Raw genomic sequence first — 13,655 nt, forward strand, 5'->3', positions numbered from 1 at the left:
TGGACGCAGCACGTGGGTCGCGTCATCTCCGCCGCAGTCGCACGAACAGCCGCTCGGCCAGCGCCGGTCCGATGGCGCGAATGCTGCCCCCCACCTTCAGGGTGATGGGACCGCCGAACGGCGCGCGCTCCACCACCCGCACGGTGCTCCCCCGCTTGATCTCGAGGTCGGTGAGATAGCGCAGAAGATCGGGGTCGTCATCTGAGATGCGCATGACCTCCGCCGTCGCACCGACCTTGACGTCGCCGAGTGTGCACAGCCGCTCCTCCTCCTCCACCGCGCCGTCGCGGCTTGGAATGGGCGCGCCGTGCGGATCGACGCTCGGCTCGCCGATCGCCGCCGCCATGCGGTCGACCAGGTCGTCCGAGGCCGCGTGCTCCAGCCGCTCCGCTTCGTCGTGGACCTCGTCCCAGCTGTAGCCCAGCGCCTCGGCCAGATATGCCTCGATCACCCGATGCCGCCTGAGCGTGCGGAGCGCCACGAGCCGGCCCTGTGGCGTGAGGCGAACCCCGTGATACCGTTCGTGGGTCAGCAGCCCCTGGTCGGCGAGCCGCCGCACCATGCCCGTCACCGACGGCGGCGCCACGTTCAACTGCGCCGCGAGCGCCGTGGTGGCCACGGCCACTCCGCCGCGCGCCAATTCGTATATGGCTTTGAGATAGTCTTCCACGGGACCGGTGACGTCGGCGTCGGCCACCGCGTCGGCGCCCCGCGCGCGGGGCAGCTCGGGCGGGCGGGGGGCCGGCGTACTGCGCCGGGCACGCGCGGCACTCACGAGAGAGCCTCGGGCGCCGGGCGTGCGGCGGCGCCCGGGCTGGACGCCGGCTCGACGATCGGCACGAGCAGAATCGGCGCGTTCGTACGCTTGAGCAGCCGGGTCGCGACGCTCGTGGACCAGATCGCCTGCAGCCCCGCCCGCCCGTGAGTGGCCGCCACCACAAGGCCGTCGGCGTGCTCGGCGGCGTCGGCAGCCAGCTCTGCCACCGGCGCGCCGCGCCGGACTTCGGCCACGCTCGACACACCCGCCTCGCGCAGCGACTGCGCGAGATCTTCCAGGTAGGCGGTTGCCTGCTCCTGCTGCACGTCCAGGAGTACGCGGGTCGTGCCGGGAAGAAACGTGGCCCGGGGCTGGTGGTCTCCGGCCACGGTTTCGAGCGTCGGCACCACCATCACGAGCCGCAGTTGCGCGCCCAACGCACGCGCCAGCTTGGCCGCCAGCGGTAGCGCCGCTTCGGCCGCCACGGTGCCGTCGAGCGGCACCATGATGGTCGCCGGCTCGAACGGCGGGGGAACCGGCGGAACCCGTTCGGTGCGAACGAGCAGCACCGGGCGGCGGCAGATCTGCAGCACACGCTGGGCGTTGGAGCCCCAGAGCCCCCGCCGGAGGTCTCCCGCTCCGTGCGTGCTCATCACGACGACATCACTCGCCTGCTCGTCGGCGTGGCCGGCAATGCTCCGCGCCACGTCGCCCACCGGGACCTCGTGCACGTGGTAGTCCACGGTTCGACCGCCCGATGCGAGCCGTTTCGCCAGCCGTTCCAGATACGCATCGGCTTCCGCGCCCTTGGCCAGATGCGGCTCCCCGTGAATGCTGGACGGCGCCGCCTTCTCGATCACGTGGAGCAGGGTGATGGCGGCGCCGCACGCTTCGGCGAGCCGGGCGGCGATCGGAATTGCCGTTTCGGCCAGACGCGATCCGTCCAGCGGAACGAGGATCCGGTCCGTGCGTGCGGCGGTGGTCGACACGGGAGTCTGCCGCGGTCGGTTCGGGCGGTCCGCTGGGGACATGGTCACCATCTCCTCATTGCCTGTGAAACGACCGGTCAGCCGAAGTTCGGAAGGTGCCCACCAAAAGTCTGGTAGAGCAGGACGACGTTCAAGAGCAGGATGACCGCGGCGCAGAGCATTGCGAGCGTCGTAACCGCTGGGTGATTGACGAGTTTGCCCATGATGGCGCGGTTGCGCGTGAACATGATCAGCGTGATCACCGGGATGGGGAGCGTGAAGCTGAGCACCACCTGACTGAGCACCAGGGTTCGCGTGGGGTCGAATCCCAGGTAGATGGCCACCAGCGCCGGAACGAGCGTGGCGAGACGCCGCAGCCAGATGGGAATTCGAAAGTCCACGAACCCCTGCATCACCACCTGGCCGGCCATGGTGCCAACATGCGAACTGGAGACTCCCGAGGCAATGAGCGAGATGCCGAACACGAGTGCCGCGGCGCCGCCGAGCAGCGGGGTCAGGGTCCTGTACGCCGAATTGATGTCGGCGATGTCGCTGTGCCCGGTAAAATGGAACACCTTGGCCGCCATGAACAGCATGGCCATGTTGACCACGCCGGCCAGGCTCATGGCCACGATGACGTCGATCTTGTTGAAGTTGACGATCCGTCGGGCTTCTTCATCGCTGGTGGGCACGATACGCCCGCGCGTGAGGTCGGAGTGCAGGTAGATCACGTGCGGCATGACGGTGGCGCCGATGATCCCCACCGACAGCAGGATCGCGTCGCTCCCCGGCAGGCTCGGCACCACGGTATGGTAGAAGACCTGTCCCCAGTCGGGCTTGGCCAGGATGGTCTCGATCACGTAGCAGAGCGCGATCACGGCTGCGCACCCGCCGATGAACACTTCGAGTTGGCGGAACCCGCTGCCCTGCAGGGCCAGGATGATGAACACGGTCATCCCGGTGATCACCGCGGACGCGAGCATCGGCAGGCCGGTGAGCAGGGTGATGCCGATCGCGGCGCCGAGCACCTCGGCCAGGTCGGTGGCCATCGCCGTGACCTCCTGCGTGATCCAGAGGACGTAGCTCACCCACTGGGGGAAGCGGGCCCGGCTCACCTCGGCGAGGTTCATGCCGGTGGCGATGCCGAGTTTGGCGGCCAGTCCCTGAATGAGCATGGCCATGAGGTTGGCCAGCAGAATGACCCAGAGCAGGGCGTATCCGAATTTCGCGCCGCCCTGGATGTTGGTGGCGAAGTTTCCGGGGTCGATGTAGGCGATGCAGGCGATGAACGCCGGGCCGATGAAGGGCAGGATCGCCTTGAGACCTCGGGACCGCCCTTCGATGGCGTCGCGCGCCGCCAGTTGCACTTTGGGGTGCGGCGGCGCGGGGGCGTCACGGGTTGTGTAGGATCGAGCCACTCGGCCGCCTCCAGCGGGACGATGCAGTTGCCGTTGATACAGCCGCGACCAATAATTAATGTAGGCATTCCTAAAACACAATCGGTGTGTGCCCTTAAAAGGCGAGGAAGGCACGATCATGGGCCGGCGTAAGGGAGGGATCTTCGTGGGGGCGGCCATCTGCGGGCTGGCAGGGGCGGCCGCGCTCGGCGCCCAGGACGTGCCCTCGCCACACGACGCGCAACCCGAGCGGCCCACCGTGGCGACGCATGCCGGAACGGTGGCGCCGGGGTGGTTCGAGATCGAATCGGGGATCGAGCGGGACCGGGTGGGCCCCGGCGTCGCATCGCTCGCCACGCCGACCCTGCTCAAATTCGGCGTGGCGTCGCACGTGCAGTTGGATCTCGCGGTCACCACCGCGCGTCCCTCGAGCGCGCAGGCGCTGGGACTCGGCGATGCCGCGATCGCGGTCAAGTGGCGCCTGCTCGACGACGCTCCGATCGTCGGCGACTTCGCGTTGCAGCCGTCGCTGAAGGCGCCCACCGGGTCCGCGCTGCGCGGCACCGGCACCGGGACCACCGATGCATCGTTGCTCGCCATTTCAAGTCACGTCATCGGACCGGTGTCGCTGGACATCAACGTCGGGTACACCAGGCGGAGCGCGCGCGGCGACTTGGCGAATGCGATGTTGTGGACCGTTTCTACGGGCACGACCGTGGCGGGGCCGTTAGCGTTCGCCGCCGAGCTGTACGGCTATCCGGGATTCGGAGGGCCGGCGTCGGTGGGCTTTCTTGCCGGCCCCACGTACGCCGTGCACCCGTGGTTCGTGGCCGACGCCGGCTTCATCGCTCACGTGGCTGGCGCCCAGCCGCCCGCCGTCTACGCCGGCCTCACCTGGAACGTCGGGCGGCTCTGGTAGCCGATGGCGGCTTCCGAGACACGGCGCCTCCCTTCGGTGCGTCTCATAGCCGCACCTGAATTAAGCATCAGTGTGCCGCAACCGCCTGTCGATCTGCGAATGCCTCGAATGCGGTCGCGGCGTCGTCGGACAGGAAGCACCGGATTTGGGCACTGCGCTCGAACTCGAGCGCGGAATCCAACTCGGCGAGTGAAGCGCGACCCACGGACGCCTTGATCGCCTGCACCGCCGCCGGAGACGTTCGTGCCAGGTCGGCGGCCATGGCATTCACGAATTCCGTAAATTGATCTGGCTCAACGAGATGGTGCAGCAGCCCCAGGCGCAGTGCCTCGGCGGCCTCCACCCGGCGAGCGGTGAGCAGCAGCTCGCGGGCGCGGTCCACCCCTACGATGCGGGGCAGCGTCACACTACCGCCCCAGTCGGGGCCCAGCCCGATGCGCGCGAAGCTCTGGATGAATGCACTTTTGGTGCTGCCGATGCGGATGTCGCAGGCGAGCGCCAGATTGGCGCCGCCGCCGGCGGCCACCCCATTGACCGCGGCAATGACGAGCTTGGGAGAGTGCCAGATCTCTCGTACCACCGAATTCGCCGCGTCGAGGATGCGCGAAAAGTCGGCCAGGTGACCCGTGGTCCGTAGTTCGTGCATGTAGGCCACGTCACCCCCGGCACAGAACGCACGACCGGCTCCGGTGATCACCACGACTCGAATGGAAGGATCCTGACCGGCCTCGCGCAGGGCGTGGCCGATGTCCTCGCGCATGTTCGCAAAGAAAGCGTTAAGTTTTTCTGGGCGGTTGAGGGTGATGCGCAAGACGCCGGATGAGCATTCGAGCTGGATGTATTCCATGCGGGCGGCCTCCCGATGAACCCACTAAGAAAAGTTAACACTGTCCTGGGTGTGCGTCGCCAGGCAGGCTGGCGGGGAGTGCTGGACAGCGTGGACCGCCGCCTGCGGCCCTACAGCCGGCGCATCTACTTGTTTGCCCTCAGTACGCCGCGTCCCAATCCGGATGCGGTGGGCGCCGCCGCTACGCACGACATGCGTTTCGCCACCCCGGATGAACTGTGCGCCATCCGGTCGAGACCAGATACGACCTTGTCGGACAATGACTTACTCGCGGCTCGCAAGGGCGATCGCTGCCTGCTCCAACTGGACGGCAGCACGCTCGTGGGCTACGCATGGATTGCCGGCTCGTCCCTGGTGTACATCGCCGACGGCTTCTACATCCGCCTTCCCGACGACACCATCTACAACTACAAGGCTTGGACGAACCCGCAGTACCGCGGCTTCGGATTCCAGGCCCTGCGGCACCTGCGCCTGCTCGAGGCCACCGCGGCGGAGGGCGTGCGGCGGCTGTTCGGATACGTGGACGCCGTGAACTTCAATTCCCTGCACGGCGTGGCCAAGAGCGGATACGAACGCGTTGGCGACCTACGCATCACGCGGCGTGGCGGCCGGGCGCGGGTGCGGCTGGATGTGGCGTCGGACATGTGGTGTGACATCCGGCAGGTCTGAATGGCGGCGCCGGCGCGCGCCCGCTCATGCCTCGATCACGTCCCTGCCCACATTCTGAAGCCGCCCCGGAACGCGTTGGCATTGCTCCCGCGGCGCGTGCCCTCGGGCAGGGTCTTCAGCTTGGCCGCGTTGCCGCCGCCGATCACGATGTCGTCAGGTTCCAGGGCGGCGCTGAGTTTCTCGACCACGTCGGCCACGCGCTTCCGCCACTTCTTCTTGCCCAGGTCCTCGAGCCCCCGTTTGCCCAGATAATCCTCGTACGTCTTGCCGTTGTCGTACGGCAGGTGCGCCAGTTCCATCGGCTCGACGATGCCGTCCACGACCATCGCCGATCCCAGCCCGGTGCCGAGCCCGAGAAAGAGCATGCGCCCGCCGCGGTAGCTGCCCAGCGCCTGCATGGCTGCGTCGTTCATGATCTTCACCGGGCAGCCGAACGCCTTGGAGAAATCGAACCGCACCCACCCGCCGCCCAGGTTCGCGGGTTCGTGGAGCGGCCGCCCGCTCACCACGGGACCAGGATAGCCCATCGCGACGCAGTCGTACGTCCACCCGCGCGCGGCCTGCTTGACGCCGCGCACCATCCGTGCGGCGGTCATCTCGGGACCCGAGTCGAACTTGCGACGCGCGCCCGCGCCCTTGACGAGCATCTTGACGTGCGTGCCGCCCACGTCGATCGCCAGCACGCGCCGGCCGGCCGGCCGTCTGACCGTCATTCGGCCGGTTCCGCCCCGCCCGTGGTCGCGAGCACCGGCGCGTGCCACCCACCGTCGGCAGCCACGAGTTCGTCGGCCTGCGCGGGGCCCCACGTGCCCGGCGCGTACGGCAGCGCCGGCCCGTGCGTCTCGAGCACGGGGTCGACCACGGCCCACGCGGCCTCCACGGAATCCTCGCGCGCGAACAGCGCGGCGTTGCCCACGAGGGCGTCGCCGAGCAACCGGTCGTACGGCGCCCGCGCGTCGGCCTGCGCATCGAGCAGGTAGAGTTCACGCTGGTCGCCCACGAACGCCTCGCCCACGCGCTTGACGCGCGCCGCCAGCGCCACGGCGGGGCCGGGGGAGAGCCGGAAGCGCACGTAGTTCGTATGGCCCGGGGCCTGCGCCGAGTCGGCGAACAGCTTCTGCGGCGGCGCCTTCAGTTCCACGCGCACCTCGGCCGCGGTCTCGGCCAGGCACTTACCAGAACGCAAATACCAGGGCACGCCGGCCCAGCGCCAGGAGTCGATGGTCAGGCGCAGGGCGCAGAACGTCTCGACGTCCGACTGCTTGGCCACGCCCGGCTCGTCGCGATAGCCCACGAACTGGCCGCGCACCACGTCTGAAGGCTGGAGCTGGCGCATGGACCGGAACACCTTGGCTTTCTCGTCGCGCAGGGCCTCGAACCCGCCGGTGGCCGGCGGCTCCATGGCGAGCAGCGCCACCACCTGGAAGAGATGGTTCTCGATCACGTCGCGCAGGCACCCGGCAGTCTCGTAGAACGCACCGCGCCCCTGCACGCCGAAGTCCTCGGCCAGCGTGATCTGCACGTTGGCCACGTGCTGGCGATTCCAGATGGGTTCGAGAAAGGAGTTGGCGAACCGGAAGTACAGGATGTTCTCGATGGCCTCTTTGCCCAGGAAGTGATCGATGCGGAAGATCGCCGCCTCGGGGAACACGGCGTGGGCCACGCGGTTCAACTCGCGAGCCGAGGCCAGGTCGCGCCCGAACGGCTTCTCGACGATTACGCGGGCGCCGGCGGCCAGGCCCGATGCGCCGAGCGCCTCGATGACCGTTTCGAACAGAATGGGCGGAATGGCGAGGTAGTGCGCCGGGTGGGCGGCACCGCCGAGCGCCTTTTTCAGCGCCCGGAAGGTGGCCGGGTCGGCGTAGTCGCCGTCCACGTAGCGGAGCAGGCCGAGCAGCCGGTCGAACGCCGCCTGGTCGTCGATGCCGCCGTACGTGGTGATGCTGTCGCGGGCGCGCGCGCGCAGTTGGTCGAGATTCCAATGCGAGAATGCGACGCCGATCACCGGCACGCGCAGCGCGTTGCGCTTGACCATCGCGTACAGCGCAGGGAAGATCTGCTTGTGCGCCAGGTCTCCGGTGATGCCGAAACAGACCAGCGCGTCCGACGGCGTGTGGTCGTCGGGCGCGCTGGGCATTGAGGAATCTTTTTGCGTGTCCGTCATGCGTGAGGGCATCCGGACATCCTATGCGGTGTTCCCCGAGAATGCGAGTGCGCCGCGCGCGTCGCCCGTGGCGGCGTGGGCCTCCACCGCTTCCTCGAACCGCATGGCGAAGCGATCGACCTGCACCCAATCGGTGTACTCGTGATCGCGGGTCGTGTCGGTGGATCCGCCTTCCTTTGCGCTGATGCGCTTCATGACCCACCGCAGCAGGACGTTGTACTTCGTGTAGGCGATGGCGCCGGCAACCGGTTCAACGATGGCCGGCCGCCATCCGGCCGCCTTGCAGAACTCCTCGGCCAGCCGCCGCGCCTCGGCGCGCTCGAGGGGATTGGTGCTCCCCGCCGAGCCGCTCACGGCGAAGAACGCGCTCGGGTTCGCGTTGAGCGCCGCGGCGTGCCGCTTCGCGAAGGCCGCGATGTACGGCTGATAGCCGTGCCTGATCATCGACGCGCCCACGAGCACGCCGTCGAATTCCCCCACCCGCACGTCGGGCGTCAACTCGTCACCCTGGCGGACCGTGACCACGTGGCCGCGCTCGGTGAGCGTGTTGCGGATGCGGCCCGCCACGCGGGCCGTCTGTCCATAGCGGGTGCCGTAGACGATGAGAATGTGTCGCATGGTCATGCGTCCTCCAGAGGGCTCGACTGCAGGATACCGGGAGGGGCGGGAGCGGTGGGTGCGGTGAACTTCCGGAATCGCTGTGGCGGGTTCCCTCACGCGGGAGAGGAATCACGGCGGTACATTCATGTCGGACCGACCGAGGCCTATGCCGATCATCGAGACCCAACACCTCACCAAGCGCTACGAGTCGCTCGTGGCGGTGGACGATCTCGAACTCGCCGTGAACGAGGGCGAGATCTTCGGCCTCCTCGGTCCCAACGGCGCCGGCAAGACGACCACCCTGCTCATGCTCACGACGCTGCTCCGCCCTACGGCGGGCACGGCGACGATCAACGGGCACGATATCGTGCGCGAGCCGGGGCGGGTGCGGCGGTCGATCGGCATCGTGTTCCAGGACCCGAGTTCCGACGACATCCTCACCGGCTACGAGAATCTCAAGGTGCACGGCATGCTGTACCACATGCCGCCGGCCCTGCGCGAGCGACGCATTGGCGAAGTGCTGGAATTGGTGGAACTCACGGCGCGCAAGGACGACCTGGTGAAGAAGTACTCGGGCGGCATGCGCCGCCGTCTGGAATTGGCGCGCGGCCTGATGCACGACCCCAAGGTGTTGTTTCTCGACGAGCCGACGCTGGGCCTCGACCCTCAGTCGCGCGACAAGCTGTGGCAGTACATCGAGAACCTGTCACGCACCAAGCGCATCACGGTGATCATCACCACCCACTATATGGAAGAGGTCGATCGCCTGTGCCACCGCATGGCGATCATGGACGAGGGACGCATCCGCGCGCTGGATACGCCGGCCAACCTCAAGCGCGTGATCGGCGGTGACGTCGTGAAGATGCGCGTGACCGCCCCCGACGTCGCCGCGCTGGAACGGCTGGCCTTCGTGCAGAAGGTCGAGGCTCGGGACCACGATCTCATGCTCACGGTCACCGACGCCAGCGCGCACCTCCCCGAACTGCTGCGGGCGGCCGGGTCCGTGGATGCGGTGGAGGTGCGGTCCCCCACGCTCGACGACGTGTTCCTGCACTTCACGGGCCGCGCCATTCGCGAGGGATCGGCCGAAGGTGGGTGGGCCGAACGCATGATGCACCACCGGTGACGCGATGAACGACATCCATGGGGTGCTCGCCATCTGGTACCGGGAATACAAGGTCTTCCTGCGCGAGAAGTCGCGCATCGTGGCATCGATCGTCACGCCGGTGCTGTGGCTGTTCATCTTCGGCGGCGGGCTGGGGAGCAGCGTGTCCATTCCGGGCACCAACTACGAGGCGTTCATCTATCCGGGCATTCTCGCCCAGTCGGTCCTGTTCTCGTCCATCTTCTTCGGCGTGTACATCGTGTGGGACCGCAAGGTGGACTTCCTCAAGGAAGTGCTCGTGGCCCCCGTGTCGCGCTCGGCGATCTTCGTGGGCAAGGTGGTGGGGGGCGCCACCGACTCGATGATCCAGGTGGTGATCCTGCTCGTGCTGGGGCTCGTGCTGAGCGGGTCGGGCGCGATCACGGGGCTCCACATGGATGCCGTCCGCCTGCTGCTGGCGCTGCTGGTGCTCGCGATGACCACTGTGGCATTCGTGAGTGTGGGGCTGATCATCGGCTCGATGATGGAGAGTCCCGAGGGATTCCAGCTCGTGTCGAGCTTCGTGGTGTTTCCGCTGTTCTTTCTCTCGGGCGCACTCTTTCCCATCGACAAGCTGCCGGTGTGGCTTGCGCCGTTCACGCTGCTCGACCCGCTCACCTACGGCGTGGACGCGCTGCGCGGCGTGCTGCTCGACACGTCGCACTTTCCCGTGGCATTGGATCTGGGCGTGATGGCGGCGTTCACCGTGCTCGTGATCGCGGCCGGCACCTACGCGTTCGAGCGGATGAAGGTCTAGCGTGGACGAGCGGTTAAGTGCCGAAATTGCCCGTTTTGCGACCTGCCTACCTGTCGCGTAAATGACGGTGCAACCTTCGTTTGCGCCGGTGTATACAAACACGTAACCGGGCTGGACACACCGGTCCCAATAGCGTAGGGTTCCAGGAGAGGAGGAGGTGCGTATGAAGAAAATCTTGTCTGCTGCAGTGTCGCTCGGCACGGCGTCGGCTCTGGCGTTCAGTCTGATCATGGCGCCGGTGGCGACTGCCGCGGCGCAGGATCCGACGCTCGCGCCCATGCCGGCTTCCTACCAGCCGCTGAGCGCCGACCAGTTGGACAATCTGGTGGCCCCGGTGGCGCTGTACGCCGATCCGTTGCTCGCTCAGGTGTTGCTCGCGGCCACGTTTCCCGAGCAGATCCAGGAGGCGGCGCAGTACGTACGCGCCAACGGGACCGACGGAATCGACGATCAGTACTGGGACGTGAGCGTGAAGGCCGTGGCGCACTATCCCACGATTCTCAACATGATGGACCAGAAGATCGATTGGACGTCGGCGCTCGGACAGGCGTACGCCGGGCAGTCCAGCGACGTGATGCAAGCCGTGCAGTACATGCGCGGGTTGGCCCAGCAGGAGGGGAACCTGCAGAACACGCCGCAGCAGCAGGTGGTGACCAACGACGGCAACATCAGCATCTGGCCGGCCCAGCCGTCGGTTATATATGTTCCTGTATACGATCCGGCGGTGGTGTTCTACCGCCCGATGTATCTGAGCGCCGGGTTCAATTCCTTCTTCAGCTTCGGCATCGGCTATCCGATCGGCGCCTGGCTGATGTACGACTGGGATTGGCCGGCGCGGCGGATCGTGTACACGGGCTGGCGGGGTGGCGGGTGGATCGCGCGGTCGCGCCCGTACGTGCGGCTCACGGGTGTGTACGTGAACCCCGGATATGGCCACGTGCGCTACGGCGATGGCCGTGGGCGCGACGCCGGCCGGTATGCGGTGCCGGTCAGCCACGGCGTGCTGGTCAAGGGCATGGGCTACCGTGAAGGTCAGATGGCGGGCGCCGACGGCCGTCAGCGCGGTCTCGTGACCCGCGCGCCGGCCCCGGGGCGGGTGTCGGTGTACACCCAGCCGCCCAATCAGGGACGGACGGCCCGCCGGTCCGACGGCTATTACCAGGCGCCGGCGGTGCAGCCGCGGTCGTACCGGTACGCCCAACCGCCGATGGTGCGGCCGCGTCCGTACGGCGGCAATTCACGGCCGGCGGTGGTCCAGCCGCGCTCGTACGGCGGGTACTCGCAGCGGCCGATGGTGCAGCCACGGCGTGCAGCGCACGCCCCATCTGCGGCTCCTCGCGGGCGGCCAGGGCCTGCGCCGTCCGGTGGCGGCCGTACCGCGCATCGCGGCGGCCACGGCCACTGATCGCGGCGTTCGCGGTTGAGTGGGATCACGACGGGCGCTCGGGACACCGGGCGCCCGTCGTGCGCTCGGCACTGCGTTCGGGGCCCGACGGGCGTTCAAGGATTCACCGATTGCGCCCGATGCTGCCGTCGGGCAATGCTACATTTCGCAGGGGAGTTCGATGGTCGGCCATTCTCGGGGGGATTCACGCATGACTGCCACCTCGGCACCGGCTGCCGGCCCGTCCGGCAAAGCCGCCCAGCCTCATCTCGCCGCGCCCGACGTCAATCCGTCGTTCACGCGCGGCGTGTTCCTCGGCGAGATCCACGAAGACCTCGTCTTTCCGTTCCCGGCGCTGAGCGCCGAAGAAAAGGAATCGCTGGACGCGATCCTCGGCACCTTCCGGGCGTTCGCGGCCGATCATATCGATTCTGCAAAATTCGACCACGACAGTCACTTCCCCGACGAGATGCTCGAGGGGTTGCACGAGCTCGGACTGATGGGGCTGAGCATTCCCGAGGCCTACGGCGGCTTCGGCGCCAGCGCCAAGGTGCACAACCGGGTTTTCGGAGAGATCGGCGGCACCGACCCCGCGCTCACGGTGTACTTCGGTGCGCACCAGTCCATCGGATGCAAGGGGATCGTGTTGTTCGGCACCGAGGCGCAGAAGCAGAAATACCTGCCCAGATGCGCGAGCGGCGAATGGGTGGCCGGCTTCTGTCTCACCGAACCGGGCTCTGGCTCCGATGCGCAGGCCATGAAGACCACTGCCGTGTTGAGTGCCGATGGGTCGCACTACCTGCTCAACGGCCAGAAGATGTGGATCTCGAATGCCGGCTACGCCGACATCTTCACCGTGTTCGCCAAGGTGGCCGTCGAGATCGACGGCAAGCAGAAGCAGCGCGTGACGGCGTTCGTCGTGGACGCGCACGCGCCGGGCGTCCGGCTGGGCAAGCTCGAACAGAAGATGGGCATCAAGGCGAGCGACACGCGCGGCGTGTTTTTCGAGAACGTGAAGGTGCCGGTGGACGACCGCCTGGGCACCGTGGGGCAGGGTTTCCACGTGGCGCTCGAGGTGCTCAACTCCGGACGCCTGGGTCTCGCCGCCGGCTCGGCGCGTGGGGCGCGGCGCATCATGCGCGAAGCGATCAAGTACGCCAATGAACGGCAGCAGTTCGGGAAGTCCATCGGGTCGTTCGAGATGATCCGCAAGAAGATCGCCATCAACGCGGTGGAGACGTACGCCACCGACTCGGCGGTGCAGCTGGCCGGCGGAATGATGGACCGCGGCGGCGTCGACTTCTCGCTCGAGACCGCGGCGTGCAAAGTGTACGCCAGCGAACTCGCCTTCCGCGCCGCCAACGACGCCATGCAGATTGCCGGCGGCATCGGCTACTCCAAGGAGTTCCCGTATGAGCAGGCGGTGCGCGATTCGCGCATCAACCTGATCTTCGAGGGCACCAACGAAATCCTGCGGGCGCTGATCGCCCTCATGGGGCTGCAGCAGCCGGGTGAGAAGCTCAAAGCGCTGGGCAAAGCGTTCAAGGATCCGCTCCACTCGCTGGGTTCGATCAGCCATTACCTCTCCGACCGCGCCAAGCGGCAGATCACGAAGCCGAGCTTCACCAAAGTGCATCCCACGCTGGCCAAGGAGGCCGATCAGGTGGCCGAACTGGTGCACAACTTCGCGCTGAGTGTGGAGAGCGTGATCGTGAAGCACGGCAAGAACGTTCTCGACCGCCAGTATCTCCAGGAACGGATGGCCAACGCGGCCATCGACATTTTCTTCGCGACCGCGGTGCTGTCGCGCGTCACGTGGGAGATCGAACGGGCAGGCGGTCCCGACACCGATGGAGCCAGACCGCACGTGGACATGGCGCGGATCTTCGTGCCCATGGCTTTCCGGCGCGCTCGCCGGAACATCCGGGGCCTGCGGCGCAACCAGGACGCTCGTGTGGACGCGATTGCCGCCCGGAGTCTGGAAACGGGGGAGCTGGGGCTGGAGGCCGCCACCGACGAGTGAGGGGCCGAACATTGCGCGAGCCCAAG

General features: G+C 67.4%; 13 protein-coding genes. 6 read left to right on the forward strand and 7 right to left on the reverse strand.

What is annotated here, in order from left to right; translation table 11 throughout:
- Window positions 1-22: 22 nt before the first annotated feature.
- The 3 genes from VNF92_07065 to VNF92_07075 form a co-directional block, all read right to left on the reverse strand.
- Entirely contained in the window at window positions 23-775 is a 753-nt protein-coding gene (locus tag VNF92_07065) for a metal-dependent transcriptional regulator (protein HVA57631.1), read from the reverse strand.
- The gene (locus tag VNF92_07070; GenBank protein ID HVA57632.1) at window positions 772-1,746 is read right to left on the reverse strand and encodes a universal stress protein; all 975 of its coding nucleotides are present in this window, start codon (window positions 1,744-1,746) and stop codon (window positions 772-774) included. Before VNF92_07070 ends, VNF92_07065 begins: the two co-directional genes overlap by 4 nt.
- Window positions 1,747-1,823: 77 nt before the next feature.
- Window positions 1,824-3,143: an Nramp family divalent metal transporter gene (locus VNF92_07075; protein HVA57633.1), complete on the reverse strand. Its 1,320-nt coding sequence runs from the start codon at window positions 3,141-3,143 to the stop codon at window positions 1,824-1,826.
- A 118-nt stretch (window positions 3,144-3,261) separates the two neighbouring features.
- Here VNF92_07075 and VNF92_07080 point away from each other — a divergent pair, with 118 nt between their 5' ends.
- On the forward strand, window positions 3,262-4,041 hold the full coding sequence (locus VNF92_07080) for a transporter (GenBank protein HVA57634.1): 780 nt from the start codon (window positions 3,262-3,264) through the stop codon (window positions 4,039-4,041).
- A 67-nt stretch (window positions 4,042-4,108) separates the two neighbouring features.
- Here the strand turns inward: VNF92_07080 and VNF92_07085 are convergent, their stop codons facing one another.
- Entirely contained in the window at window positions 4,109-4,888 is a 780-nt protein-coding gene (locus VNF92_07085) for an enoyl-CoA hydratase-related protein (GenBank protein ID HVA57635.1), read from the reverse strand.
- Window positions 4,889-4,939: 51 nt separating this feature from the next.
- On the opposite strand from VNF92_07085, the gene VNF92_07090 reads away from it, so the two are divergent.
- A complete protein-coding gene (locus VNF92_07090; GenBank protein HVA57636.1) occupies window positions 4,940-5,557 on the forward strand; it encodes a hypothetical protein in 618 nt (205 codons plus the stop codon).
- A 35-nt stretch (window positions 5,558-5,592) separates the two neighbouring features.
- On the opposite strand, the gene VNF92_07095 is transcribed toward VNF92_07090, so the two are convergent.
- From VNF92_07095 to VNF92_07105, 3 genes are read right to left on the reverse strand one after another with little or no spacing between them, the layout of a single operon-like run.
- Window positions 5,593-6,270, reverse strand: a complete 678-nt coding sequence (locus tag VNF92_07095) for an ROK family protein (GenBank protein ID HVA57637.1) — start codon at window positions 6,268-6,270, stop codon at window positions 5,593-5,595.
- Complete coding sequence (zwf, locus tag VNF92_07100) at window positions 6,267-7,694, reverse strand: glucose-6-phosphate dehydrogenase (GenBank protein HVA57638.1); 1,428 nt, start codon at window positions 7,692-7,694, stop codon at window positions 6,267-6,269. Before zwf ends, VNF92_07095 begins: the two co-directional genes overlap by 4 nt.
- Window positions 7,695-7,742: 48 nt before the next feature.
- On the reverse strand, window positions 7,743-8,345 hold the full coding sequence (locus VNF92_07105) for a flavodoxin domain-containing protein (GenBank protein HVA57639.1): 603 nt from the start codon (window positions 8,343-8,345) through the stop codon (window positions 7,743-7,745).
- A 142-nt stretch (window positions 8,346-8,487) separates the two neighbouring features.
- Here VNF92_07105 and VNF92_07110 point away from each other — a divergent pair, with 142 nt between their 5' ends.
- The 4 genes from VNF92_07110 (at window position 8,488) to VNF92_07125 (ending at window position 13,629) form a co-directional block, all read left to right on the forward strand.
- The gene (locus VNF92_07110; GenBank protein HVA57640.1) at window positions 8,488-9,447 is read left to right on the forward strand and encodes an ATP-binding cassette domain-containing protein; all 960 of its coding nucleotides are present in this window, start codon (window positions 8,488-8,490) and stop codon (window positions 9,445-9,447) included.
- A gap of 4 nt (window positions 9,448-9,451) precedes the next feature.
- Window positions 9,452-10,222, forward strand: a complete 771-nt coding sequence (locus VNF92_07115; protein ID HVA57641.1) for an ABC transporter permease — start codon at window positions 9,452-9,454, stop codon at window positions 10,220-10,222.
- A 163-nt stretch (window positions 10,223-10,385) separates the two neighbouring features.
- Window positions 10,386-11,627: a DUF3300 domain-containing protein gene (locus VNF92_07120; protein ID HVA57642.1), complete on the forward strand. Its 1,242-nt coding sequence runs from the start codon at window positions 10,386-10,388 to the stop codon at window positions 11,625-11,627.
- A 190-nt stretch (window positions 11,628-11,817) separates the two neighbouring features.
- The gene (locus VNF92_07125) at window positions 11,818-13,629 is read left to right on the forward strand and encodes an acyl-CoA dehydrogenase family protein (protein ID HVA57643.1); all 1,812 of its coding nucleotides are present in this window, start codon (window positions 11,818-11,820) and stop codon (window positions 13,627-13,629) included.
- Window positions 13,630-13,655: the final 26 nt, after the last annotated feature.

The sequence above is a fragment of the Gemmatimonadaceae bacterium genome (assembly GCA_035533015.1).
Taxonomy (GTDB): domain Bacteria; phylum Gemmatimonadota; class Gemmatimonadetes; order Gemmatimonadales; family Gemmatimonadaceae; genus JAGWRI01.

Coding starts and splice junctions, on each gene's coding strand:
- VNF92_07110 (HVA57640.1), top strand. CDS start 8,488: ATGCCGATCATCGAGACCCAACACCTCACCAAGCGCTACGAGTCGCTC.
- VNF92_07120 (HVA57642.1), top strand. CDS start 10,386: ATGAAGAAAATCTTGTCTGCTGCAGTGTCGCTCGGCACGGCGTCGGCT.
- VNF92_07080 (HVA57634.1), top strand. CDS start 3,262: ATGGGCCGGCGTAAGGGAGGGATCTTCGTGGGGGCGGCCATCTGCGGG.
- zwf (HVA57638.1), bottom strand. CDS start 7,694: ATGCCCAGCGCGCCCGACGACCACACGCCGTCGGACGCGCTGGTCTGT.
- VNF92_07085 (HVA57635.1), bottom strand. CDS start 4,888: ATGGAATACATCCAGCTCGAATGCTCATCCGGCGTCTTGCGCATCACC.
- VNF92_07105 (HVA57639.1), bottom strand. CDS start 8,345: ATGACCATGCGACACATTCTCATCGTCTACGGCACCCGCTATGGACAG.
- VNF92_07115 (HVA57641.1), top strand. CDS start 9,452: ATGAACGACATCCATGGGGTGCTCGCCATCTGGTACCGGGAATACAAG.
- VNF92_07125 (HVA57643.1), top strand. CDS start 11,818: ATGACTGCCACCTCGGCACCGGCTGCCGGCCCGTCCGGCAAAGCCGCC.
- VNF92_07095 (HVA57637.1), bottom strand. CDS start 6,270: ATGACGGTCAGACGGCCGGCCGGCCGGCGCGTGCTGGCGATCGACGTG.